The organism is Ruegeria sp. CDSA241 (assembly GCF_059611265.1).
The window spans coordinates 54515-78206 of sequence record NZ_JBXWPF010000007.1; the positions used below are offsets into that span (position 1 = coordinate 54515).

At 58.0% G+C, this 23692-nt stretch carries 23 protein-coding genes; 11 read left to right on the forward strand and 12 right to left on the reverse strand.

Features of this window, described 5'->3' with window-relative positions:
• Positions 1 to 7 precede the first annotated feature (7 nt).
• The 3 genes from rnhB to AC2FJV_RS08145 all read left to right on the forward strand — a co-directional run bounded on the left by rnhB (position 8) and on the right by AC2FJV_RS08145 (position 3363).
• Entirely contained in the window at positions 8 to 625 is a 618-nt protein-coding gene (gene rnhB / locus AC2FJV_RS08135; protein ID WP_496694180.1) for a ribonuclease HII, read from the forward strand.
• A 106-nt stretch (positions 626 to 731) separates the two neighbouring features.
• Positions 732 to 1835 (forward strand): site-specific DNA-methyltransferase, encoded by a 1104-nt coding sequence (locus AC2FJV_RS08140; protein WP_142637139.1) that lies wholly within the window; start codon positions 732 to 734, stop codon positions 1833 to 1835.
• A 145-nt stretch (positions 1836 to 1980) separates the two neighbouring features.
• The gene (locus tag AC2FJV_RS08145; RefSeq protein ID WP_496713343.1) at positions 1981 to 3363 is read left to right on the forward strand and encodes an adenylate/guanylate cyclase domain-containing protein; all 1383 of its coding nucleotides are present in this window, start codon (positions 1981 to 1983) and stop codon (positions 3361 to 3363) included.
• Between the two features lie 84 nt (positions 3364 to 3447).
• On the opposite strand, the gene AC2FJV_RS08150 is transcribed toward AC2FJV_RS08145, so the two are convergent.
• Positions 3448 to 4584 (reverse strand): alkane 1-monooxygenase, encoded by a 1137-nt coding sequence (locus tag AC2FJV_RS08150; RefSeq protein ID WP_496677844.1) that lies wholly within the window; start codon positions 4582 to 4584, stop codon positions 3448 to 3450.
• Positions 4585 to 4642: 58 nt separating this feature from the next.
• The gene (gene mutY / locus AC2FJV_RS08155; RefSeq protein ID WP_496713345.1) at positions 4643 to 5698 is read right to left on the reverse strand and encodes an A/G-specific adenine glycosylase; all 1056 of its coding nucleotides are present in this window, start codon (positions 5696 to 5698) and stop codon (positions 4643 to 4645) included.
• 81 nt (positions 5699 to 5779) lie between these two features.
• Here mutY and AC2FJV_RS08160 point away from each other — a divergent pair, with 81 nt between their 5' ends.
• Positions 5780 to 6286 carry a DUF721 domain-containing protein gene (locus tag AC2FJV_RS08160; protein ID WP_496713347.1) on the forward strand — a complete coding sequence of 169 codons (507 nt, stop codon included), beginning with the start codon at positions 5780 to 5782 and terminating at the stop codon, positions 6284 to 6286.
• Between the two features lie 14 nt (positions 6287 to 6300).
• Positions 6301 to 6963 carry a DsbA family protein gene (locus AC2FJV_RS08165; RefSeq protein WP_271949636.1) on the forward strand — a complete coding sequence of 221 codons (663 nt, stop codon included), beginning with the start codon at positions 6301 to 6303 and terminating at the stop codon, positions 6961 to 6963.
• 36 nt (positions 6964 to 6999) lie between these two features.
• Here AC2FJV_RS08165 and lpxK read toward each other — a convergent pair whose 3' ends face one another.
• From lpxK to AC2FJV_RS08185, 4 genes are read right to left on the reverse strand one after another with little or no spacing between them, the layout of a single operon-like run.
• Positions 7000 to 7998 carry a tetraacyldisaccharide 4'-kinase gene (gene lpxK / locus AC2FJV_RS08170; RefSeq protein ID WP_496694175.1) on the reverse strand — a complete coding sequence of 333 codons (999 nt, stop codon included), beginning with the start codon at positions 7996 to 7998 and terminating at the stop codon, positions 7000 to 7002.
• Positions 7985 to 9220 (reverse strand): 3-deoxy-D-manno-octulosonic acid transferase, encoded by a 1236-nt coding sequence (locus tag AC2FJV_RS08175; RefSeq protein WP_496694174.1) that lies wholly within the window; start codon positions 9218 to 9220, stop codon positions 7985 to 7987. Before AC2FJV_RS08175 ends, lpxK begins: the two co-directional genes overlap by 14 nt.
• Positions 9217 to 10017, reverse strand: a complete 801-nt coding sequence (locus AC2FJV_RS08180; protein ID WP_142637123.1) for an inositol monophosphatase family protein — start codon at positions 10015 to 10017, stop codon at positions 9217 to 9219. The genes AC2FJV_RS08175 and AC2FJV_RS08180 overlap by 4 nt, the downstream gene beginning before the upstream one ends.
• Positions 10004 to 11350 (reverse strand): TldD/PmbA family protein, encoded by a 1347-nt coding sequence (locus AC2FJV_RS08185; RefSeq protein WP_496694173.1) that lies wholly within the window; start codon positions 11348 to 11350, stop codon positions 10004 to 10006. Before AC2FJV_RS08185 ends, AC2FJV_RS08180 begins: the two co-directional genes overlap by 14 nt.
• Positions 11351 to 11514: 164 nt before the next feature.
• Between AC2FJV_RS08185 and AC2FJV_RS08190 the strand changes: the two genes are divergently transcribed.
• Positions 11515 to 12249 carry an FkbM family methyltransferase gene (locus tag AC2FJV_RS08190; RefSeq protein WP_496689934.1) on the forward strand — a complete coding sequence of 245 codons (735 nt, stop codon included), beginning with the start codon at positions 11515 to 11517 and terminating at the stop codon, positions 12247 to 12249.
• 35 nt (positions 12250 to 12284) lie between these two features.
• On the opposite strand, the gene AC2FJV_RS08195 is transcribed toward AC2FJV_RS08190, so the two are convergent.
• The gene (locus tag AC2FJV_RS08195) at positions 12285 to 13814 is read right to left on the reverse strand and encodes a DUF2125 domain-containing protein (RefSeq protein ID WP_496713349.1); all 1530 of its coding nucleotides are present in this window, start codon (positions 13812 to 13814) and stop codon (positions 12285 to 12287) included.
• Between the two features lie 139 nt (positions 13815 to 13953).
• Between AC2FJV_RS08195 and AC2FJV_RS08200 the strand changes: the two genes are divergently transcribed.
• From AC2FJV_RS08200 to AC2FJV_RS08210, 3 genes are read left to right on the forward strand one after another with little or no spacing between them, the layout of a single operon-like run.
• Complete coding sequence (locus tag AC2FJV_RS08200; RefSeq protein WP_271949652.1) at positions 13954 to 14697, forward strand: SDR family oxidoreductase; 744 nt, start codon at positions 13954 to 13956, stop codon at positions 14695 to 14697.
• Positions 14694 to 15302: an enoyl-CoA hydratase/isomerase family protein gene (locus AC2FJV_RS08205; RefSeq protein ID WP_271949654.1), complete on the forward strand. Its 609-nt coding sequence runs from the start codon at positions 14694 to 14696 to the stop codon at positions 15300 to 15302. Before AC2FJV_RS08200 ends, AC2FJV_RS08205 begins: the two co-directional genes overlap by 4 nt.
• Positions 15299 to 16036, forward strand: coding sequence for a VOC family protein (locus AC2FJV_RS08210; protein WP_496713351.1), 738 nt, complete (start codon positions 15299 to 15301; stop codon positions 16034 to 16036). Before AC2FJV_RS08205 ends, AC2FJV_RS08210 begins: the two co-directional genes overlap by 4 nt.
• Here the strand turns inward: AC2FJV_RS08210 and AC2FJV_RS08215 are convergent, their stop codons facing one another.
• Positions 16037 to 16333, reverse strand: coding sequence for an HNH endonuclease (locus AC2FJV_RS08215; protein ID WP_496713353.1), 297 nt, complete (start codon positions 16331 to 16333; stop codon positions 16037 to 16039).
• Between the two features lie 47 nt (positions 16334 to 16380).
• Between AC2FJV_RS08215 and AC2FJV_RS08220 the strand changes: the two genes are divergently transcribed.
• The gene (locus AC2FJV_RS08220; RefSeq protein ID WP_496713355.1) at positions 16381 to 17553 is read left to right on the forward strand and encodes a TIGR03862 family flavoprotein; all 1173 of its coding nucleotides are present in this window, start codon (positions 16381 to 16383) and stop codon (positions 17551 to 17553) included.
• On the opposite strand, the gene holA is transcribed toward AC2FJV_RS08220, so the two are convergent.
• The 4 genes from holA to AC2FJV_RS08240 all read right to left on the reverse strand — a co-directional run bounded on the left by holA (position 17550) and on the right by AC2FJV_RS08240 (position 22282).
• Positions 17550 to 18578, reverse strand: coding sequence for a DNA polymerase III subunit delta (holA, locus tag AC2FJV_RS08225; protein ID WP_496702708.1), 1029 nt, complete (start codon positions 18576 to 18578; stop codon positions 17550 to 17552). The two genes, AC2FJV_RS08220 and holA, sit on opposite strands and share 4 nt — an antisense overlap.
• Complete coding sequence (lptE, locus tag AC2FJV_RS08230; protein WP_142637105.1) at positions 18575 to 19078, reverse strand: LPS assembly lipoprotein LptE; 504 nt, start codon at positions 19076 to 19078, stop codon at positions 18575 to 18577. Before lptE ends, holA begins: the two co-directional genes overlap by 4 nt.
• A complete protein-coding gene (gene leuS / locus AC2FJV_RS08235) occupies positions 19065 to 21722 on the reverse strand; it encodes a leucine--tRNA ligase (RefSeq protein ID WP_496713357.1) in 2658 nt (885 codons plus the stop codon). The genes lptE and leuS overlap by 14 nt, the downstream gene beginning before the upstream one ends.
• A gap of 71 nt (positions 21723 to 21793) precedes the next feature.
• Entirely contained in the window at positions 21794 to 22282 is a 489-nt protein-coding gene (locus tag AC2FJV_RS08240) for a DUF3576 domain-containing protein (protein WP_142637277.1), read from the reverse strand.
• A 283-nt stretch (positions 22283 to 22565) separates the two neighbouring features.
• On the opposite strand from AC2FJV_RS08240, the gene AC2FJV_RS08245 reads away from it, so the two are divergent.
• On the forward strand, positions 22566 to 23600 hold the full coding sequence (locus tag AC2FJV_RS08245) for a porin (protein WP_496713359.1): 1035 nt from the start codon (positions 22566 to 22568) through the stop codon (positions 23598 to 23600).
• Positions 23601 to 23692: the final 92 nt, after the last annotated feature.

Here is a 23692-nt window from a genome sequence, read left to right on the forward strand (position 1 = left end):
CCAAAACATGACCACACCGGATTATGAGATTGAAAAAGCCGCGCTTGCGCAGGGATATCTGCGGATTGCCGGCGTCGATGAGGTTGGGCGGGGGCCGCTGGCCGGTCCTGTTGTGGCTGCTGCAGTGATCCTGAATCCTGCGGACATGCCCGAAGGATTGAATGATTCAAAGAAATTGTCGGCCAAGCGCCGGGCCGCATTGGATACTGCCCTGCGTGGCTGCGCCGAATTCGCGGTGGCCGAGGCTTCGGTGGCCGAGATTGATGAGCACAACATCTTGCGTGCCTCGCATCTGGCGATGGAGCGCGCGGTGGCGGCGCTGGATCCCCCCCCGGATTATCTGTTGATCGACGGAAATATGATTCCGCGCGGACTGGCCATTCCGGCGCAGGCAGTGGTCAAAGGCGATGCCCATTCCGTGTCGATCGCCGCAGCTTCGATCCTTGCCAAAAACTGGCGCGATCAACTGATGGTGGATTTGGCGCAACAGCATCCGGGATACGGCTGGGAGACAAATGCCGGTTATCCGTCAAAACAACACAAGGATGCGCTGCGAAATCTTGGTGTGACCCCTCACCATAGAGTTTCGTTCAAGCCCGTCCACAATATGTTGTATCAAGAGTAAATCGTAAGCCGCTGATTCAAAAAAGAAATTGACGGCGAATCGTCTTTGACTCATCCTTGTCTCAACCAAATGAGCGCATAAGCGCCGTGGAACTTGAGGCAGCGATATGACAACGACTACCAAAAAGGGCGCGACAGCGCTCCCTGTAAACACGATCCTATCCGGGGACTGCATCGAAGTGATGAACAGTCTGCCCGAGGCTTCGGTTGACCTGATTTTTGCCGATCCCCCATATAATCTGCAGTTGAAAGGGCAACTGCACCGCCCCGATAACAGCCAAGTGGATGCAGTCGATGATCACTGGGACCAGTTTTCCAGCTTTGGCGTCTACGACCAGTTCACGCGGGAATGGCTGAAGGCGGCCCATCGCCTGCTGAAGCCCAATGGCGCGATCTGGGTGATTGGATCGTATCACAACATTTTCCGTGTTGGGTCTGCGTTGCAGGATGCTGGGTATTGGATCCTCAACGATGTAGTTTGGCGCAAATCGAACCCGATGCCAAATTTCCGTGGCAAGCGGTTCACCAATGCGCATGAGACAATGATCTGGGCCTCCAAGCGTGAAGGGGCGAAATACACCTTCAACTATGAGGCACTGAAAGCGTTGAACGAAGGCGTCCAGATGCGCAGCGACTGGGTGCTGCCGATCTGCACTGGCCATGAACGGCTCAAGGATGAAAACGGCGACAAGGCGCATCCGACACAGAAACCGGAATCATTGCTGCACCGCGTGCTGGTTGGATCAACCAATCCGGGTGACGTTATTCTGGACCCGTTCTTTGGCACCGGGACTACAGGGGCCGTGGCCAAGATGCTGGGTCGCGAATTCATCGGGATTGAGCGCGAAGAAAGTTATCGCAAAGTGGCCGAAAAGCGCATCGCGAAAGTGCGTAAATTCGACCGCGAGGCGCTGGAGGTCAGCGCCAGCAAACGCGCCGAGCCACGCGTGCCCTTTGGCCAGTTGGTCGAACGCGGCATGCTACGCCCGGGCGAGGAACTCTATTCCATGAACCAGCGTCACAAGGCCAAGGTCCGCGCCGATGGGACACTGGTGGGGCAAAATATCAAGGGTTCGATCCATCAGGTTGGTGCCCATCTCGAGAATGCGCCCTCCTGCAACGGCTGGACCTACTGGTGCTTCAAGCGCGACGGCAAAACCGTGCCGATCGACGTCTTGCGTCAGCAGATCCGGTCCGAGATGCACAACTGATAGACCAATACCGCCGGTGCCTGTGGCCTGACACAAGGCACTAAGCCTTGCCCCGCCGATCAACGGCGGGGTCTTTTGTTTCTTTCCCTGATGAGTTCCGATATGAGCCTATTGAAGCAATCGGCGCAGTGTAGGAGCTTTCGCAATGTCGGACACAGCAGCCAGCGAACCTCGGGCTAGGCGGTTCTTTTTCACCCGTCCGAACGAAGTAGAAATCGAGAATAAATACACCGAAGCTGCGCTGGAACGGCACAAGCGCGAGGGGCTGGAGCTTGCTGTCCGGGCCCGCTGGATCGCAATGGGTCTGACTGGCCTTTTGCTGATCTACCTGAACCCGCATTGGGAGGTCCTTTGGTATCATTTCATCCTTTTGCTGATTTGCGCAAATGGTTGGATGATCCGACGGGCAGGCCGTGTGGGGCAATCTCGGACAGAGTTGCTACTAATCTTTGTTGACCTTTTGATTATGACTTTGGGGATGATCATTCCCAACCCGTTCAGCGATGATGTGCGCCCGTTGGCGATGCAATTCCGGTTTGACAACTTTCAGTATTTCTTCGTCATTCTTGCAGCAGGAACCATGGCCTATTCCTGGCGCACGGTGATTGCCATAGGCACATGGACTGCAATAATCTGGACTACCGGATGGGTGATCGCCTGGTGGGTTGCGGTTCCGATCCCCGGCATAAGTGAGAAAGTGGCCGAGGCCTTGCAGGGGTATCCGGATGTAGCCGAGATGTTGGATCCAAATAGTTTCAGATCTTCGATCCGAATCCAGCAAGTGATTGTGTTCCTGATGGTGGCGGTGACGCTGGGCGTGTCGATGCGGCGGCTCAATCATTTGCTGATGACCAATGCTGGGTTGGAACGGGAACGAGCGAACCTGTCGCGATATTTCTCACCAAATGTGGTGGAGGAACTGAGCCAAAATGACGATCCGCTCAAACAGGTGCGAAAAGAGAATGTCGCAGTGCTCTTCATCGATATTGTGGGGTTCACCAAATATGCGGCGGGTCGTGATCCTTATGACGTGATCGAGGTGCTGCGTGGATTTCATGCTAGGATGGAGGCCGAAGTGTTCCGCCATCATGGGACATTGGACAAGTACTTAGGCGATGGTCTTATGGCAACTTTCGGGACCCCGGTGACGACACCGTTGGATGCGACCAACGCGGTATCCTGCGCGCGCGGCATGGTGACTGTGATTGACCGGTGGAACATAGAACGTAGACGTGCCGGAGAGCCCGAGATTCATGTTGGCATCGGTGTCCATTATGGCTCGGTTGTTCTGGGGGATATTGGTGCCAACCGTCTGGAATTTGCTGTGATCGGTGATGCGGTAAATGTCGCTGCGAAACTTGAGGCAATGACCCGCGAGCTGCAGGCCCGGATCGTGCTGAGTGATGCGGTGCGCCTGCAGCTTGAGCAGGAAGGGAGCAGTGCCTCCGAACTGACAGCCGAATTTACCGAAAACAAGGGCCACCCTGTGCGCGGTGTCGAATATCCGATGGATATCTGGGTGATGTAGCTCAGGGCTCTCTGGCCGATGGACCATGCATCAAAAACGCAGGGCCAGTCGTTGGGCCGGGCAGCGCGCCGAGGCGCGCTGCGGTCAGGACCCTGGCATCGGGTTTTGTGACTTGTTGTAGGGTTGCCAGTCTGTGACTTCGGGGTAGTACCGGCGCCGCCAATCCCGCACACGGGGGTTCATGACACGCCGCCAGAGCGGTGGGATCATCGCGGCGATCGTCATCACTGGGTATCCGTAGGGCAGTTGTGGTGCGGTGTTCTGATCGTGATGTTGAAGCAGTGGAAATCGACGGTTGGGTTTGTAGTGATGGTCCGAGTGGCGCTGTAGATTGATCAGCAGCCAGTTCGACGCTTTTTGCGACGCGTTCCACGAATGACAGGGCAGGACGTGTTCGTATTTCCCCTGGCCCAGATATTTTCGGGTCAGCCCGTAATGTTCGACATAGTTCACCAGTTCAAGCTGCCAGATGGCGACGCCGGCCTGAATCAGGAACAGGACAAGGCCGGACCATCCTCCAATCAAACCTGCCAGGGTCAGCATACCACACTGTAACATCCAATACCGCCAGAACGGGTTTGCGCGGTCAGTCCAGGGTTGGTTCTTGCGCGCCAGTTTCTCGCGCTCGGCATGAAAGGCGGAGGCCAGGCATTGCCACAGAACACGCGGATAGAAGCGATGAAAGCCTTCGTTGTATCGTGCTGTTACCGGATCGCGCGGGGTTCCGACATAGCGGTGGTGAACCAGCAAATGTTCGGACCGGAAGTGCGAGTACAAGACCATGGCCAGCAGGATGTCGCCAAGCCCGCGCTCCAGTCGGCCCTTCTGGTGCATCAGTTCGTGGCTGTAGTTGATTCCAATCGTCCCCGAGATCACACCCATGCCAAAGAACAGGCCGATCTTTTCTGGTGAAGACAGGTGAGAGCTGTGCGTCACATACCAAAGCAGCCCGTAAAGGGTCAGGAACTGTACCGGAACCCAGGCTTTGGTCAGCAGGATATACCAGCGCAACATGCTGTCCGGCGTATCTGGGTCCGCATTTTCGAGGTCGAGCCCGGTGAGCTGATCCAGCGCGGCAAATATCCACCATGTTGAAAGCGGCACCAGCAAGACCCACCAGCCACCCACAAAGGCCGTGGCCCAAATCAATGGAATCAGCAAAAACGAGACCCAGAATGGAAGGGTGGATTGCCAGCGAGTCAATGTTTCAGATGCGATCATCAAAAGCTCCGGTCGACGCGGGACAGACTATCCGTAGGTCGTGTTTCAGCATAATGTGTTACTGGTTGCGCCAGAGGTCAAATGCCTTGCGCATGACCGTCGGCAGATCGCTGGGCCGAAAGGCATGTTTATCAAGCAAGATCATGTCCTCCGGTGCCGCACCGGGCGGTAAAGAGGTTGCCCAAACCTGCAGGATCAGGTGGAAATGCGTGAACGTGTGGCGCACTTCGCCCGGTAGAACGCGCCAGTCCGCCGCAAACGGCGCGGTGTCAGACGGCGCATCGGACCATTCGGATCCCGGCCATCCCAGCATACCGCCCAAAAGCCCTTTGTCTGGGCGGCGTTCAAGCAACATCGCCCCGTCCGCTGTCTGGGTGATGTAGACATGGCCATAACGTGTGGGTTTTGGCTTTTTCGGTGTTTTGCGGGGCAGATCGGCCTGGGTACCCGCCGCGTGGGAGCGGCAACGCGTGCGCATTGGACATATCCCGCATGCCGGGGATCTTGGGGTGCAGACAGTCGCACCCAGATCCATCACGGCCTGTGCATAGTCGCCCGGACGCACCGCTGGGGTCAATGCAGCTGCCCGTTGCTTGAGTTGTGGTTTTGACCCCGGCAGCGGATCGTGAATGTCGTATAGGCGGGCCATGACACGTTCGACATTGCCGTCCAACACGGTTTCCGGACGATCAAAGGCAATGGCTGCAATCGCGGCGGCTGTATACGGGCCTATGCCCGGCAGGTTTAGCAGCTCATCGTGTGAGTCGGGAAAACAGCCATCATGACTTTCAGCCACAACGCGCGCGCATTTCAGCAGATTGCGGGCGCGGGCATAATATCCCAGACCGGCCCATTCTCCCATGACCTGCTCGTCAGGCGCTGCGGCCAGTGATTCAACTGTCGGCCACCGGGATGTGAACCGCAGGAAATAGTCGCGCACCGCTGCCACAGTTGTCTGCTGTAGCATGACTTCGGACAGCCAAACCCGATAGGGGTCAGGACGCATTCCGGAAGACCTATCGGCAGGACCGATGCGCCATGGCATTTCACGGGCATTGCGGTCGTACCAGGCCAGCAACTCATTGCTGAAGTCAATTTCGTGGGTGTCACGCAAGTTTTACATATCTCCTTGTCGGGTTTCGCTGGCGCCCGGTGTTCTGCCCTTTACAATAGAGAGACAGGAGTTGGAAACCAGATGCAGCCCAGACGTTCTTCGACACGCGGCTTTAAACGTACTGCGACATTGCTGAACGGCCAGATCAGGCGCGCCGGGGAAAGCCGGGGATTCGCCGTTTCACGCCTGTTGACCCATTGGGCCGAGATCGTCGGACAGGATGTGGCCTCGATCGCGCGGCCGGTTAACGTGGGCTATGGCAAGGGCGGTATGGGGGCCACGCTGACGGTGCTGACCACCGGTCCGCAGGCGCCGATGCTTGAGATGCAAAAGGAACAGCTGCGCGGCAAGGTGAATGCGGTTTATGGCTATAATGCCATCAGCCGGGTGCGCATCACCCAGACAGCTCCGACAGGATTTGCCGAGGGGCAGGCCAGTTTCGACCACAAGCCGAAACAGGCGAAACCCACAATCAAACCAGAAATCATAGCCGAGGCAGACCGGGCCGCGCAGGGTGTCCATGATGGCGATCTGCGCGCAGCCCTTGAACGTCTGGGCCGTAACGTTTTATCCAAGCAAAAATGCTGAGAAAGGGCTGATTCATGAGCCGTATTGCAACCGGAATCTGCGCCGCCATCGCCATAGCCGCAGGCGGCTATTGGCTGACGCAGTCGAATTCTACTCCGTCCAACCCGCTGGTTGGCAGCGCCGAGGCACAACAGACCGATCTGGATACCTCGACCATCATCGAAATGGTTCAGGGCTCGGCGGATGCGCCGGTCGAGATCGTCGAATATGCGTCCTACACCTGCCCCCATTGCGCGACCTTCCATCAGGGGACGTATAAAGAGCTGAAGAAGAACTATATCGACACCGGCAAGGTCAAATTCACCTACCGTGAGGTGTATTTTGACAAATACGGACTTTGGGCCTCGATGGTCGCGCGCTGCGGCGGCCCCGAGAAGTTCTTCGGCATTTCTGATCTGATCTACAAGGATCAGTCCAAATGGACTCGCGCCGGAGGACCTGCGGAAATCGTGGACGAGCTGCGCAAGATCGGACGTTTGGCCGGAATCAGCAACGACCAGCTTGATGCCTGCCTGCAGGACGGAACGCGTGCGCAGACGCTGGTGGCCTGGTATCAGGAAAACGCCGAGCGCGACGACATCAGAGCAACCCCATCCTTTATTGTGAACGGCAAGAAGGTCGACAATCAGTCTTACGAAGAATTCAAAAAGCTGATCGACGCCGAACTGGGCAGCTAAATCCAAACACGACCGGCCTGTCAGGGCCGGCCGCCTTCAGGGCGAAGGCGCGACCTGCAGTAGCAACTGTTTGACCCGGTCGCCCTCGTCCATATTCAGCCGGACGGGCAGGGTGATGACTTTGCTGCGAAAGGCGGCTGGCAGGCGGACCGCATCTTTTTCCGTCGTGACCATCTGAGCGCCGAGCAGGTGTGCTTCATTCTCTAGCCGTGTCATCAGGGCCGGTGTCAGGGGCTGGTGATCGTCCAGCGCTTCGGCCCGCAGCAATTTGGCGCCCTGTTGGCGCAGGGTGGCAAAGAACTTCTCCGGATGGCCGATACCGGCAAAGGCGAGAACCGGCGTGTCCGTCCAATCCATTCCTGTCTGCAGCGGTTCGACCGCACCGGTCGCATGTGGAACCGTCAGATTTCCCCCCCAGCGGGCGGCGAACTGTGTCTGCGCGTCTGTACCGCCCAGCGACAGCACCAGATCGGCCCGTTGCTGCCCCACATCGACCGGTTCCCGCAGTGGACCCGCAGGCAGGCACAATCCGTTGCCGAACCCCCGCTCGGCATCCACCACGATGACCGAGAAATCCTTGGCGACCGAGGGATTCTGAAACCCGTCATCCAACAGGATTACGGTTGCCCCGGCCTGGGCTGCGGCTTTTGCGCCCTCGGCGCGGTCCTTGGCCACCCAGACATCCGCAAATGCGGCCAGCAGCAGCGGTTCATCCCCGACTTCTGCGGCCGTATGTTTGCCAGGATCGACGCGCACAGGTCCTGTCAGTGCGCCGCCGTGGCCTCGGGTGACAACATGGGTCTGATGCCACGCGTCCCGCAGCTGTTCGATCATCCAGATCACGGTTGGTGTTTTGCCGGTCCCGCCTGCATTCAGGTTTCCAATGCAGATAACGGGGACGCCTGCGTTGAAACCTGTTTCCGAGGCCAGCCTGCGGGCTGTCGCCGCCGCATAAACCCGTCCCAATGGGGACAGCAGCCGGGCCCTGAGGTCCAACTGATCCGGAGCGGTGTTCCAAAAGTCAGGTGCCCGCATCGTCGGTGCTCCGTTCGTCCAGATAGTCCTGTACCAGTTCGATCAGCTGATCTGATTGCGGCGCGCCGTCGGTCACGATCTGCCAGCCTGCCAAAGCCATATCCGCCGCGCGGTCAGGCGCAAGTAACTCTACCACGGCATCCCCAAGTTCGGTTGCGGTTCTGACCGTCAAAGCGGCGCCTGCCTGGTCCAGCTGATCGTAGGCTGTCTGATGCTGGTCAACATGTGGGCCATGTATGACAGCCGATCCCAGGGCGGTCGCACCAAACGGATCCTGTCCCCCGTCGCCCCGTTCGAGCGAGTTGCCGATAAAGGACACTGCCGAAACACGGTACCACAAGCCCAAATCCTCTGGGTCCGAGGACAAGACGACCTGTGTGGTATCTTCAATCATGCCGCCATCGTCCCAGTTGATGCAGCGCAAGTCCATGGCTTCGAGCCGCCGATGCAGTGGGGCGGCTTCCTGTATGTCGGCGACATGCAGGATTAAGGTCAACCGGGGCAGCATCCGCATGGCCTGACGGTGGGCGCTGAGGACCGAGATGAACTCTTTATCCTTCACCCAGGCCGCAAGCCATATGGGTCTGCTTGAAAAGGCGTGATTGGTTTCGATCAGTTCGTCTTCGGGCCACGGAGAAGGGTTCGGACTTATCAGCAGAGGAGGCGCCTCGCTGACCTTGGTGAAGGCGATTCCCAGTTTGCGGATCTGCCGGGCCGTTTCGTTGCTGGTAGCCAGAATTCGTTGAAAGCAATCGAGAGTGTACCGGCTGATATCGGGCAGCCACCGGGTCCCACGCGCGGTGTTCAGGTCGATTTCAGCTTCGATCAGGATCAACGGCACTTCGCGCTCGTGGGCACGGGTAATCACATTGGGCATCAGCCCGCCGCCAACCCAAATGCCAATATTCGGGCGCCAATGGTCCAGAAACACCCGCGCGGCGCCGGTTTGTTCCGAAGGTAGGTTCACAAGTATGTATTTCGCGCAGTCCCACTGACTCAGGTCCGCTTCGGGTGGGGCCGACAGGACAACCGACAGGCCCAGGCGCGACTGCAGCAGTCTGTGGCAGAAATCCATCATCGCGTGAAGGCGACCCGGGTTGGCAATGTGAATCCAGATCAGATCTCCTGATGGTCGGGGCACATAGGGTTGGTCCCCGTTGCCGGGTACGCCCCACGAAAGCACGCGATAGGCCGCCAGACTAAGGGATCGCGGTTTGCTCATGGCGCAATGCCCGCACTGTCTGGGTCAATCTGATCCGCCAGTTGCCGGTGCAATGGCGGGTTTGCCGCGATGACACCATTCAGGCGCGGATGTGGGTTGTTAAGGCGCAGTGGGGCGCCAAGCCGGTCCGTACATATGCCACCTGCCTCTTGGACGATCAAATCCCCTGCCGCGATGTCCCATTCCCAGCTGGGGCGCAGTGTCAACATTCCGTCAAAGCGACCCTGCCCGACCAATGCCAACCGATAGGCAAGCGACGGGCGATAGTTTCGACGGAATTGAGGAACCCGGCCCTGACACCAGTGCCGGCTGTCCAGATTGGGTTTCGCGGCCAGGATCTCGGCCGTCGTGATGTCTTGGGTGTCCGATACGACAATCGGCGCGCCGTTTAGTGTGGCCCCTTGGCCCTTGGCCGCCGCATACAACAGGTCACGCAAGGGCAGGTAAATGACCGCCGCCGTCACCTGACCGTGTTCCGCCACAGCCAGAGAATGCGCCCAGGTCGAGGAACCTTCGGTGAAGCTACGGGTGCCGTCGATCGGGTCAATGATAAAAACCCGGTCCCGGGACAGGCGGTGCTGGGTGTCTTCGGTCTCTTCGCTGAGCCATCCGTAACCCGGTCGGGCAGAGGGCAAACGCTGTTCGAGCATCGCGTTCACGGCCAGATCAGCCTCGGTCACCGGGCCTGCGCCATCGGGCTTGTCCCAGCGTTGTGCTTTTGACCCGGAATACCGGGTTGCGATCTTTCCGGACTCGCGCGCGGCTTCAATCAGCAGGGGCAGGTCAGTTGCCGGCAAGTGTCATTCCCTCGATCAGCAGCGATGGAACCACGCGCGACAAATAGGGGCGGGCGTCATTGGCCGGAATGATCCGCAGCAGCATATCGCGCAGGTTCCCGGCGATGGTGCATTCGTTGACCGGGTGGGTAATCTCGCCATTCTCGATCCAAAACCCCGAGGCACCACGGGAATAATCCCCGGTATTGGGGTTGATGGTCGATCCGATCATCGACGTGACCAACAATCCAGTACCCATATCGCGCAGCAGCTCTGCACGGCTGCGCTCGCCCTGAGTCAAGCTGAGGTTCCAGTTGCTTGGGGACGGAGGCCCAGACACGCCCCGCGTAGCATTTCCTGTCGAGGCCATCTTGAGCTTGCGTGCGCTGGACAGGTCCAATGTCCAGCCCGTCAATACACCGTTTTCGATGATCGCCCGGCGTTGTGTGGGCAGGCCTTCGGCATCAAAGGGGCGCGACCCGGACATGCGCCGGCGATGTGGGTCTTCGATCAGCGAAAGATGTTCCGGCAGAACCTGTTGTCCAAGACAATCCGACAACCAGGACGAGCCGCGCGCGATGGAGATACCGTTGCTGGCGCCCAGAAGATGCCCGATCAACGAAGATGAAATCCGTTCATCGAACAGAACCGGATAGACGCCTGTTGCAGGCTTGCGCGCGCCAACCTGCGCAACAGCACGTTCGCCTGCGGTCCGGCCAATCTGGTCCGGGTTGCGCAAATCGCTTTGGAAGGTGCGGCTGTCGCCGTCATAATCGCGCTCCATTCCGGTACCTTGGCCCGAGATCGCTACGCAGGAGGTAGACCGGCTGCTGCGCTCATACCCGCCGGAAAAGCCGTTTGTGGCTGCCAGATGCACCCGATGGGTACCATAGGCGGCCGCGGCGTCCGAAACCTGTGAGACGCCTTCAACCGCCAGCGCCGCAGATTCCGCCGCCAGCGCATCATTCAGAAGATCTTCAGCAGTGGGCTCCGGCGCGGGATCGCACAGTTCCAATGCCTGAATGTCCCAATCCCGGATCAACTGAGCCTCATTCGCCAGGCCGGTAAACGGGTCTTCGGGGGCTTCGCGGGCCATAGCGACGGCGCGTTCGGCCATGGCTGTCAGAGTTTCGGACCGGCTGTCTGAACTAGAGACGATGGCCTGTCTTTGGCCCAGAAACACCCGCAGCCCCAGATCGGTACCCTCGGACCGTTCGGCGGCCTCAAGCGCACCGGATCGTACCTCGACCGAGACCGAAGACTCCTCCAGCACAATGGCATCCGCGGCCTCGGCCCCGGCCTTACGAGCCGCATCCAGCAGGTGTTGGCTGATCTCTTCGGGTGTGCGCATCATGTGGCCTCCGGTCTTGTTTCTTTGGACCTATCGTCCGCCCGTCCGTCCCGCAAGACCTGCGGTCATTTTCGGGGTTTTGCAGAAAGGCCAGAAAGGCGAATTTCGCATGTGGCTGCAATAATTCCGCTGTTTTGTCCGTAGCCGTAGGTTAGTAGTTGATCCAAGTGGATGAGAATGAGACGACTGGGCAGGAAGAACGGGCAGGCCAGAACATGCAGAACAATCTATCGCTGCGCGGGGTTACGATCCCCGATGATCCGCAGATCATTACGCCTAAGGTCAAGCGTTCAATCCTGGCCGAGCGTTACGAAAAAGACGAAGTGACCGGTCTGCCGAAATTCATCGACGCGAAGGATCGAGTGGTAGAGCTGGGCGCTGGGATCGGCTTCATCTCGTCCTATCTGGTGACACAACTTGGTGTACGCCACGCAAAGTGCATCGAGGCGAACCCGACGCTGTGTGAATTCATCGGCCGTGTCCACAAGGCAAATGACATTGCGAATGTCGAGGTGGTGAACGCGGTTGCTCTCGGCGATACACGGGTTCCCGGAACCGCCCGATTTTACATACGTGAACCGTTCTGGTCCTCATCTCTGGACCCTGATCCGGACTATGTCAGTGAGGTCAGCGTGCCGGAACGTCCTCTGTCAGAAATTCTGCGGGACTTTGAAGCCAACGTGCTGATCGTCGATATCGAAGGGGGCGAGAAGTTTCTGTTCGACGGGGTCGATCTTGTGAATGTCCAGAAAGTCTATCTTGAGGTCCACACCCGTAAGATCGGATTGCATGGGATCAAGGCTTGTTTCGATCATCTTTCGGCACTTGGGTTTGCCTACGATCAACGTGTCAGCAGCGGTGGGTCGGTGCTGTTCCGGCGTGTTCGCCGGCGCTCGTCGTAAAAGGGAAGGCAGCCGGGCCGCCTTCCCTGTTTCTTTTATTTGATGCGCTGTCCATTGGCCAGAATTTGACCATCTTCCTTGAACTCGATTGTCGAATTCAGCGTGTCGGGCTCTTCCCCTGGCACTGCCATGAGACCCATCATCATTCGCGCGCCCATTGCGTCTTGCTCGGCAATCAGACCCATACCGATCAGAGTGTCGATCAGGGCATTCGCTCCAACCAGTTGCAGGTTCGCAACGCCAGCGGGCGTCGGCAGACCGCCCAGTTCCTCAGTGTTGGAATTGTCGAAGGTGAAGTCGCCATCGCCGGACAGTTCCGCACCGACCATAGAGACCAGCAACTCGTTGATTGTCAGAGAGTGCAATTCACCCGGCGCTTCGTCCGCAAACTCAAGCGCCTCTACGGCCTCGGGGTCAAAGAAGTTGGTCAGCACTTTGGCCGTACCGGAAAGGTCCAGCGCAATCGTGGCCGGATCGCGTGGCAGGGCGGCTGCGGGGTCAAAAATGCTCCACAGTACGTCTGACATAGTGAAGTCCGTCAAGTTTATCGCCAGCCCAAAGGGTTGAATCTCTTCGGATTCCTGTACCGGGAATTCGAACTTGAAACCGCCACTTTCCATGGCAATTTCGATTGGAAAGGGCAGTTCCGCCGTAGTTACAGCAATCTTGGCGCTGTTTTGTTCGACGTCATAAGCAATTCGGTTCGCGTCGATGCTGCCGGAAAGCCGTCCACCTTCGGATTCGCTGGCCATCGAAAAGTCTTCGCCTTCGCTGCTGCCCGCCATCGAAGACTGGCCCGATCCGTAAGTAAAGAGACCCGAGAAGGCAAAGCCAGCGTCATAGAATGCCTGCGGGTCAGAGAAATTGAAATCTGAAGGGATAATGCTGGTGCCGTCGAAGGCCAGATCGCCAAGCGTGCCGTCGAATTTCCCGGCGTCTTCGCTTTCGGGATCCTGAAATGCCAAGCTGTAGGTCATCTCTGATGCGGTAAAGCTTTGGTCGATATCGCGGTTTTCGCCGATCTTCATTTGCGAGCTGCCGCTCACATCTGCCATTTCAAGGTAGCCACCAACCACTTCGGGCGGCAACGTTTCACCGTCGACTTCGATGTTACCCAGTTTGATTCCAAGGCTGTCTGCAGAGTAATCGTAAGTCACATCATCCGGATCGCCAGAGACGGTCATAACAAGCCCGCTGTGGACGTATTCGATATCGACTGTAAATGACTCGTCCTGACCATCGACATTGCCGGTGACGGTCATGGGGAAACTTTCCGGGACACCAATATTGACGCTACCGTCGCCATTGTCGGTGAGGGTCATTTCAGGCATGGCCATGCTGAACGATCCCTCTTCTTCCGGGAGGTCCATCGACATCGTCAGGTTTTCGATGGTGATACCATTGCCGGTATCTGTCTGGTCACCTGAAACAGTATAGCCCATCTGCGCCAGATAGGACTGCCAGTCATCCCAGACTTCCTGTGGAGTAACGTCGGCAAGCGCCCCCTGCGAAATGACAGTGTAGGCCAGAACTGCGCCGCAGGTGCGGCGGAGAAAAACGGACATCATAGAACCCTTCTTGATCAAATTTGCGCGCATGGTGATGCCGGTGGCGGCGGGCGTCAAGGGGGAAGGGCTGGACCCATTCCCCGTTCGCAGGATAGAGGTTCATTAATTCTCAGGACAATGGAGGTACTGGAACCTTATGCAGGGGAAAACCGTACTGATCACTGGGGCCAGTCGCGGCATCGGGGCCGAGGCAGGGCGCGTATTTGCCGCAGCAGGGGCTAATGTCGTGCTAGTGGCGCGTAATCGGGATCAAATTCAGGTACTGGCGTCGTCGCTTGGTGAAAACGCTATTGCACTGGCCTGCGACGTCAGTGACTTCGCCCAGGTCGAGCTGGCCGTGGCAGAGTGCGTAAACAAGTTTGGCGGGCTGGATGTTCTGATAGGCAATGCTGGTGTCATTGACCCGATTTTCCATTTATCCAGCGCCGATGTCGCGTCCTGGGGTAAAGCGATCGACATCAACCTCAAGGGCGTATTTCATGGAATGCGCGCCGCGCTGCCGGTCATGCGTGCCGCGGGTGGCGGCACTGTCCTGACGGTCTCTTCCGGTGCGGCGTCGAACCCAGTCGAGGCCTGGAGCCATTATTGCGCCTCGAAGGCAGGGGCCAAGATGCTGACGGAATGTCTGCATCTTGAAGAATCCTCCCATGGGATCCGCGCCATGGGCCTGTCGCCCGGCACGGTTGCAACCGATATGCAGCGGGTCATCAAGGCCAGCGGGATCAACGCCGTCAGCCAGTTGGATTGGACCGATCATATCCCCGCCGATTGGCCGGCGCGGGCGCTGTTGTGGATGTGTTCGTCAGACGCGGATGAGTTTCTAGGCACCGAAATTTCGCTGCGACGTGAGGATATTCGGCAAAGGGTTGGATTGACGTGATTGAATTGAACAAGGCGGACGGGCTGTGGACAGTCACGCTCAACAACCCCGACAAGGCAAATGCGCTGACCGGTGCGATGCTGACCGAGCTGTGCGAGATTGCCGAGGCCGCGACCGGCGCAAGTGCGCTGATCCTGACCGGGGCTGGCAAAGTGTTCAGCGCCGGCGCCGATCTGGAAGAGGCGCGCGCCGGCCTGGCGACCTCGGATCTGTGGGAGCGGTTGTCGGCTGCTATCGCCGCGTTACCCTGCCTGACGGTTGCCGCACTGAATGGAACGCTGGCTGGTGGGGCCAATGGCATGGTTCTGGCCTGCGATATCCGCATTGCCGTACCGGAAGCCAAATTCTTTTATCCGGTGATGAAGCTGGGTTTTCTGCCACAACCCTCTGATCCCGCACGCATGGCGGCCCTGATCGGTCCGGCTCGGACAAAGATGATCTTGATGGCCGGGCAAAAGATCACTGCGGATGAGGCTTATGCCTTTGGGCTGGTCGATCGCGTGGTTGCACCTGAAGACCTGATGCAGACCTCCCTTGATCTGGTGGCTGACAGCGTCGCCGCCAATCCTGAAATTGCGACCGGTATCGCGCGGTTATGTTCATGAGGTTGTCTGCCCTGCGTCTGCGCGTGGCTGACACGGATCGTCTTGCCGAGTTTTACGGGGATGCAATGGGTATGACTGCACGCCGGCATGGCGCAAGCCTGCGATTGGGATATGTCGGGCAGGATGCCGATCTGCTTTTGATGCCGGGCGGCGGCGGGTACACACATGATCGGGGCCAGAGATATTGGAAGATCGGCATCACCCTGCCGGATGTTGATCTGGCTGCCGCTTTTTTGCGCGAAAAAGGCATCGAGGTTTCAGAGCCGGACCAGTTTCTGGATATCGGCTATATGTGCCACCTGACTGATCCCGAGGGTTTCGTGATCGAACTGCTGCAACACGATTTCCGTGGCAATCGCCCGGACGGTATCGCCGATCCCAAGACCCCTTTCGCGGATGCGCGTATTGGACAGATCACCTTGCGCACCGGGAATATCGCGGCCGAGGATGCCTTTTGTCGTGCACAGGGGATGCAGCTGCTATCTGTGCAGGATGTGGCACAATATGGGTTCGATCTGCACTTTTATGCTTTCACTGACGAGGTTCCCCCTAATGCCGACCTTTGGTCTGTTGAGAACCGCGAATGGCTCTGGAAACGCCCCTATACCACGCTTGAGTTTCAGCACACCGCCGGGGCCGCGTTTGTTCGGACTCCCGATTTCCGCGGGCTCGAGATGCAGGGCCTGGCCCAGCCCGGCCATGATGCCTTTGGCGACCCGGTCCTGCCAGGTTGATCACTGGCCACGCCGTTTTCCTGGCACTTTCGATCGAAACCCGGCGGGGCGTTTGCGGACCCAGTTTAGGAATCTCTCAAGACGAGGGTGGGTGCGCAAAGCTTCAACCGTGTTGAAATCCCGCGCCAGTTCCGCTTCGGTCAGGGTGGCGTGGATCTCTTTGTGGCAGATCACATGCAGAAAAACCGTGGGACCGCCCTTGCCCCCTTTCAGTTTTGGGATCAGATGGTGCTGGCTGCCGTTCCCATCGGGGATCGGCCGGTCGCAGAGGGGGCAGATCGGGTCGCGGTCGGTCATATCAGCGTAACGTCGCGCCGCAGGGCGCAAAAGGCAAGAGGACAGCAATGGCACAAGCCGTCGTGATCGGAGGCGGGCCAGCGGGCCTGATGGCGGCGGGTGAACTGGCCGCCGCAGGTCATGATGTGCTGGTGGCCGAGGCCAAACCCTCGGTCGCCCGAAAGCTTTTGATGGCGGGCAAGTCCGGCCTGAACCTGACCAAGGATGAATCGCTGGAAACATTCCTGTTGTCTTATGGCCCCGGTGCTGAGTGGCTGCGCCCCATGCTGGCGGAGTTTGATGCCACCGCCGTTCAGGACTGGGCGCGCGATCTGGGGCAAGAGGTGTTTACAGGCTCAACCGGGCGGGTGTTTCCAAAGGCGATGAAGGCCTCACCTCTGTTGCGGGCTTGGCTGGGGCGTCTTGATGCGGCTGGTGTGCAAATCAAAACCCGATGGCGGTGGACCGGATGGAACGGCGATGCTCTGGAATTCGATACTCCGGAAGGTCACCGGCAGATTGAGGCTGACACGACGATTCTGGCCATGGGCGGCGCAAGCTGGGCGCGATTGGGATCGGATGGAGCTTGGGCCCCACTGTTGCAAGGGGCGGGTGTCGACCTGTCGCCATTTGCCCCGGCGAACTCGGCCCTGTCAGTGGATTGGAGCGCACATATGCAGCCGCATTTCGGCGCTGCGATCAAATCCGTTGGGTGGACTGCCGGGGATGTGATCAGTCGCGGCGAGGCGACGATTTCATCCAAAGGCCTTGAAGGCGGAGGGCTCTATTCCCTGACGCCCGCTTTGCGAGAAGGTGCGCCGTTGAGTGTTGATCTGGTTCCCGATCTGGATGCAGCTACCTTGCAGCAGAAAATTGCAGCCAAGAAATCCAAGACGACGCAGTCGCAATGGATGAAGAAATCTCTGCATCTGTCTCCGCAAAAGATCGCTCTGTATCACGAGATGAACAGGGGAAGCGGTCTGAGTGTCGAAACGTTGAAATCTCTGCCCCTCAGCCACGCGGGGTTGCGGCCAATGGATGAGGCAATCTCAACCGTTGGAGGTGTTCGGCAAGGCGCTTTGGACGAAGGGTTGATGCTGAAATCCAGGCCCGGAATGTTCTGCGCCGGCGAGATGCTGGATTGGGAAGCTCCGACCGGTGGCTATCTGCTAACTGCCTGTCTGGCGACAGGGCGATGGGCTGGGCGATCAGCTGCAAACTGGCTGGCGCGGACCGCTTAACGCGACTTTGCCAGCATCGCCAGACGGATCATGGCACGTTCGACCAAAGCCATGGCTGGGGCCGTTTGCCCAGCTGACCGCAATGACAGATCCGTATCAGTCAGAACGGTCAAAGCGGTCTGCAGTTTGGGTGCTCCCCATCCCTGTGCTTGTCGCAGAATACGATCACGCCGCTTTCCATAGACGGGTGGGCGCAACTTGCCGACGCCCTGTGCCGCACCACCGGGATCGGCGGCACAGGCGTAAAGCGTTCGAAAGTGCCGGGTTGCTCCGATACACAGGCTGACCGCATTTGTACCTTGCGATTGCAGCCGTCGTATCAGCGGGCTAATCTCTCCGGCTCTGCCTTCGGCGACCACGTTCAGGACATCGTCCAGAGCGGCCTCGGTCGAGCTGGGTGCACAGGCCTCGATATCTTCGAGAGCCAATTCAGTATCGTCTCCGCGCTTGTAAAGAGACAATTTTTCAATGGTTTGCGTAAAGTCCCCGGGGCTGATGGCCGTGGCAAGTTCGGTGATGGCCGACATTGCATCCGGTGGAATGTTATTGACTCCGGCCTGTGCCAGAACCCGTTCAACCTCGGCCCTAGAGGGCGGATCGTCATAGATCCCAACGGCATAGGCTGCGGGATGCAACTCGAATGCCTTACGGATCTTTGAGCTGGGTTTGAGCTGCCCGGCAGTCACGATGATCTGAGCGTCGCCCGTTGCCCAATCCTCGAATGCGGTAATGATGGCTGGGGCGGCGACATCAGTTGCATCTTCGACGAAAACTGCACGTGGGCCGGGGAAGAACCCGACAGCCTTGACCGCGTCCAGCAACAGTGCCGGTTCCCCGCGCAGATCACCACCTGGCATTCGGGTCAGGCGCATTTCCTCTTCGGCGCCTTCTCCCAGCAGGGCTGACAAGACCTGTTGCCGTTTCAAGGCCACACGCATCGCATCGGATCCGTAAATCAACAACCCTGCCTTGCCCGCGTCCGGTTTGGCGAAATACCCCTCAGCCTCGCGCGGGCTGAGCTTCATTGGGTCAGGCCCGGTGCTGCATAAAGGCGGTTCACGATTTGATCGGACAGGATGATCATCAGCCGCTCGGTCGCGTCACGTTCGTCCGCAAGCGTTGAGACGGTTGAGCCTGCAGCGGAATAGCCCACGAAATCATGGACATTTCCTGATACCAGAATCCGCCCGGTTTCAGCGGACCTGAGGGAAAATTCCGCGCGCCCTTCGATTGTATACCGGTTCGTCTCGTTGGTAGTCGTGATCGCTGCAGATTGCGTGGCCGTAGCAACCTTAACATCCAGATCATACAGCTTTTGTGCGCTCGCATCCCGGCCCAGCCGCTGTTCCAAATTCTGGACAAGCAAATAGCTTTCCACGGAATTTGGCTCAGTTACAGCAACTTTACCATGCAATGCTTCACCTGTTCCGCCCGGCGCGTAAACGGGTTGGAACCCGCATGCGGCCGCCAGCAAGCAAGCAGCCAGCGGCATCAACAAAAGGCTTCTGCGATTAAACAACGACATTCACGATCCGACCTGGAACAACGATCACTTTCTTCGGCGCGGCACCGTCCAGTGCCTTTTGCACAGCTTCGGTGCTGAGCGCGATTTTTTCAACCTCTGCCTTGTCCATATCTTTTGGAACGCTGATTTCCGCGCGGCGTTTGCCGTTGATCTGGATCGGCAGGGTTACAGTGTCATCGACCAGCATAGCTTCGTCCGCGACAGGCCAGGGGGCTGTTGCGATCAAACCTTCGCCGCCCTGATGCGCCCAGATATCTTCGGCCAGATGTGGTGTCATCGGCGACATCAACTGTGCCAGCGTCTTTATCGCCTGCTTTTGGGCCGCTGCACCCGCTTTGGATTTTGCCAACGTATTGGTAAACGCATAGAGCTTTGCAATGGCGGCATTAAAGCCGAAGCTTTCAACACCAAGCGTCACATCATGGATGGCTTTGTGCATCTCGCGCAGCAGGTCTTGATCCCCGTCGCCTTTTGCCTCGGGGTCCATCGCGCCGATCTTGTCGCAGAGGTTCCAGACACGGTTCAGGTGCTTGAATGCAGCCTCTGCGCCTGATGCTGTCCACTCCACATCCCGCTCGGGCGGTGAATCGGATAACACGAACCAGCGCGCGGTATCCGCGCCGAAGGCCGAGATAATGCTGACCGGGTCGACCACGTTTTTCTTGGATTTCGACATCTTGGCCGAGGGGATTATTTCGACAAGGCGGCTTGGATCTTTCATTTTTGCGATAATCGCGTTTTCGCCAAAGCTAACGCTTTCGTCGTAGTCTTCCTTCAGAACGCCACAGTATAGATTATCCCAATTGCCTACGATTACTTCCTCCGGAAGATGAAACTTTGTATATTTCTTTCCACGCAGGATTTCGTTCGGATCATTTTCAGGAACGACCCTTGTCGTCTGATAAATCTCATGCGTGACCATGCCTTGGGTAAACAAGGCATCAAAGGGCTCGATGGCCTTTTTCGGCAAATGGCCAGTGATCTGCATCGCCCGCGCAAAGAAGCGGGAATAGAGCAAGTGCAGGATAGCGTGTTCGATGCCGCCGATATATTGATCGACATTCATCCAGTATTCAGCCTCGGCCAGATCGGTCGGGGTTTCCGCGTGCGGAGCCGTAAAGCGGGCGAAATACCACGACGAATCGACGAACGTATCCATCGTGTCGGTTTCTCGCTTGGATGGCGCACCGCAAGACGGGCAGGCGCAGTCGCGCCAGGTCGGGTGGCGGTCCAGAGGATTGCCCGGTTTGTCAAAAGTGACATCGTCGGGCAGGCGGATCGGCAAGTTTTTTTTCTTTTCGGGCACCACGCCGCAGGATTCGCAATGCACCACGGGAATCGGGCACCCCCAATAGCGCTGACGCGACAGACCCCAATCGCGCAGACGGTATTTGGTAACGCCTTCGCCCCAGCCCGCTTTTTCGGCGAAATCGACGGTGGTGTTGATTGCGTCATCACCCGTGGCGTCGGTCAGCCCGGCAAAATGGTTTACCCAGCGGACTTTTTCGGTTTTCGGCGGAACGAATGCGGTTTTGTCGACCGGCGTGTCATTATCAAGCGCAAAGAACGTGTCGACGACGGGCAAACCGTACTTACGGCAGAAATCCAGGTCGCGCTGGTCGTGGGCCGGGCAGGCAAAGATGGCGCCGGTGCCGTAATCCATCAGGATGAAATTGGCGATCCAGACCGGCAGCTCCCAATTCGGATCCAGCGGGTGTTTGACCTTGATACCAGTGTCATAGCCCAGCTTTTCGGCGGTCTCTATGGCCTCTTCCGTGGTGCCGCCCTTGCGGCATTCGGCAACGAACTCAGCAACTTCGGGGTTTTCGGCCTCAAGTTGCTTGGCAATCGGATGGTCCGGCGAGATGCCGACGAAAGACGCCCCCATCAGCGTATCGGGGCGCGTTGTATAGACGGTGATTGGCTCACCACTATCGACGCGTTCAAAGCCAAACTGCAATCCACGCGACTTGCCGATCCAGTTTTCCTGCATCAGGCGCACTTTTGCCGGCCAGTTCTCCAGCGTGTCCAGCGCATCCAGCAATTCCTCAGAGTAATCGCTGATCTTGAAGAACCATTGCGTCAGCTCGCGCCGTTCAACCAATGCGCCCGAGCGCCAGCCGCGCCCGCCTTCGACTTGTTCATTGGCCAGTACGGTCATATCGACCGGGTCCCAGTTCACCACTGCGTTCTTGCGGTAAACCAGACCGGCCTGCAGCATATCCAGGAACAGCGCCTGTTGCTGGCCGTAATATTCTGGGTCACAGGTGGCGAATTCGCGGGACCAGTCGATGGACAGGCCCAGAGGCTTCATCTGGCTGCGCATGTCGGCGATGTTGCCATAGGTCCAGTCTTTCGGGTGACCACCAATAGCCATCGCAGCGTTTTCTGCAGGCATCCCGAACGCGTCCCATCCCATCGGGTGCAGCACGTTATGGCCGGTCGCAAGCTTGTGGCGCGCGATTACGTCGCCCATCGTATAGTTGCGCACATGTCCCATATGGATCCGGCCAGACGGGTAGGGGAACATTTCAAGCACATAGTATTTCGGCTTGTCCGCCTTGTGGTTGGCGGTGAAGATTCCGGCCTTGTCCCAGGCCTCTTGCCATTTTGCTTCGATTTCTGTGGCCGAATAGCGCGACATCGTGCGGTCCTTCGTAATGAAAACGCCGGGCATGAACCCGGCGTGGTAATATTGCGATTTGAAGCGGGTTGCTAGAGCTTGTTGTCCGCAATGCGCAGCTGACGGGCGCGGGACAGGATTGCATCTTCGATTGCGCGTGTGGTTGCCGCGCTGACCGGTGCACCCCCGCTGGTCTGCAGCGCAACCGACAAGGATCGTGCCGCCAGGGCGGGATCGCTGATGTGAACCGTGGCCCTGTATTGCCGTCCACCACCCGGAGGCGTGCCGTAACCTGTTACGATTACACCGGTAAAGGGATCGACTTCCTGCACAGGCAGAAAGTTAAGGACATCCAGCGAGGCAGCCCACAGATAGCGGTTCACATTGGTAACCTGCTCGGCGTCTGCGGTGTTGAATACATCCCAGATCGTTGAGCGATTCGGATCGTTCAGCTCACGCTCGTCCGAGCGACCGCCATCCACATTGAGTGGCGTTGCACTGGGTTCTGCGTTGCGATTCTGTCCGCAAGCCGACACCGCGGCTGTCACTATGATCAAACCGAAAATTGTCTGCAGGCGCATGTTGGACAGGTTCCGTTTCGTTGGTTTTAGGTTATTCACGTTACTCCTAGACAAGGTCTGGTTCGTCAACAAGCTTAATCTTGTCACATCCAGAGCAGGCTTCGGGGTTGATTCAGTGGGCAAATCAGACTGTGGCATCCTTGCACCAATTCTAGGCCAATGCGCGTCAGTTTTTATGCCAAGCTTGCGTGACAGGGGCAAAAAGGGCGAAACGGTTCCCGTGCTGAGACATGTGCCTAAGCACGTGTCGAGTTAAAAAACTTTTGAAACCGAGGGAAACAAGATGAAAAAAGTTCTCTTCGCATCGACCGCACTGATTGCAACCGCAAGTGTTGCAGCGGCCGAAGTTAAGTTCAGCGGCTACGGCCGTTTTGGTATTGGTTATCAGGAGGACCGCACAGCGGCCACCACCACCACTACCACCACCACTACTGCAAGTAGTGCAACTGTTCAGAACGTTAACGTGTTCGCGAACGACACTGACGACGCAATCCTGGTCTCGCGCTTCCGCTTGAACATCGACGGCACAGCCGAAACCGATGGCGGCGTTGAGTTCTCGGCTCGTGTACGTCTGCAGGCTGACGAAGACTCGTCCACCGGCGAAGCCAACTCGGCTGGCCTGAACGGCGCGCGCTTCTCGGTCATCTACGGTGGTCTGCGTGTTGACGCCGGCAACGTTGCTGGTTCTTTCGACAACTTGGCAAACTACTACGGTAACGAGCCTGGCCTGGAAAACTTCATCGGTCAGTATTCTGCCGTTGACTATAGCTTCCTGGGTTACTCGTCGACCGGTTCGGGTTCGAACGCTGTGTTCTTCCAGTACGCAGTTGGTGACTTCGCCTTTGGTGCGTCGTACGACCAATCAACTCTCTTTAACGGTGGTGGCAGCACAACCGACGCGGATCGTTGGGACGTAAGCGCGACTTACACATTCAACAACATCACTGCAGCGCTGGCCTATGGTCAAACTGACGCGGGCACTGGTGGCGACGATCCAAGCCTGCTGGTCTTCACCCTGGGTGCAGAATTCGGCGACTTCTCGGGTACGCTGTTTGTTGCTGACGATAAAACCGAAGTTGACGCCACCGACGGCACTGCTTGGGGTGTATCGGGTGCCTACAATGTTGGCGCAGCGACCACTCTGACCTTCGCCTACGGTGACGGTAACGCTGATGCGGACACGCAGCAGTACGGCATCGGCGCCATCTACGACCTGGGTGGCGGTGTATCGCTGCGCGGTGGTGTAGGTGTCAGCGACTGTGACGTCTGCGACGACTCGACCACACGTGCCGACTTTGGTGCACAGTTCAACTTCTAAGTTGATCTGAGCCGCAAGGTTTAAGGGCAGGTCTTCGGACCTGCCCTTTTCTTTTTGTCCGACATAGTGTTTTTCTTCGCCCATAACTGATC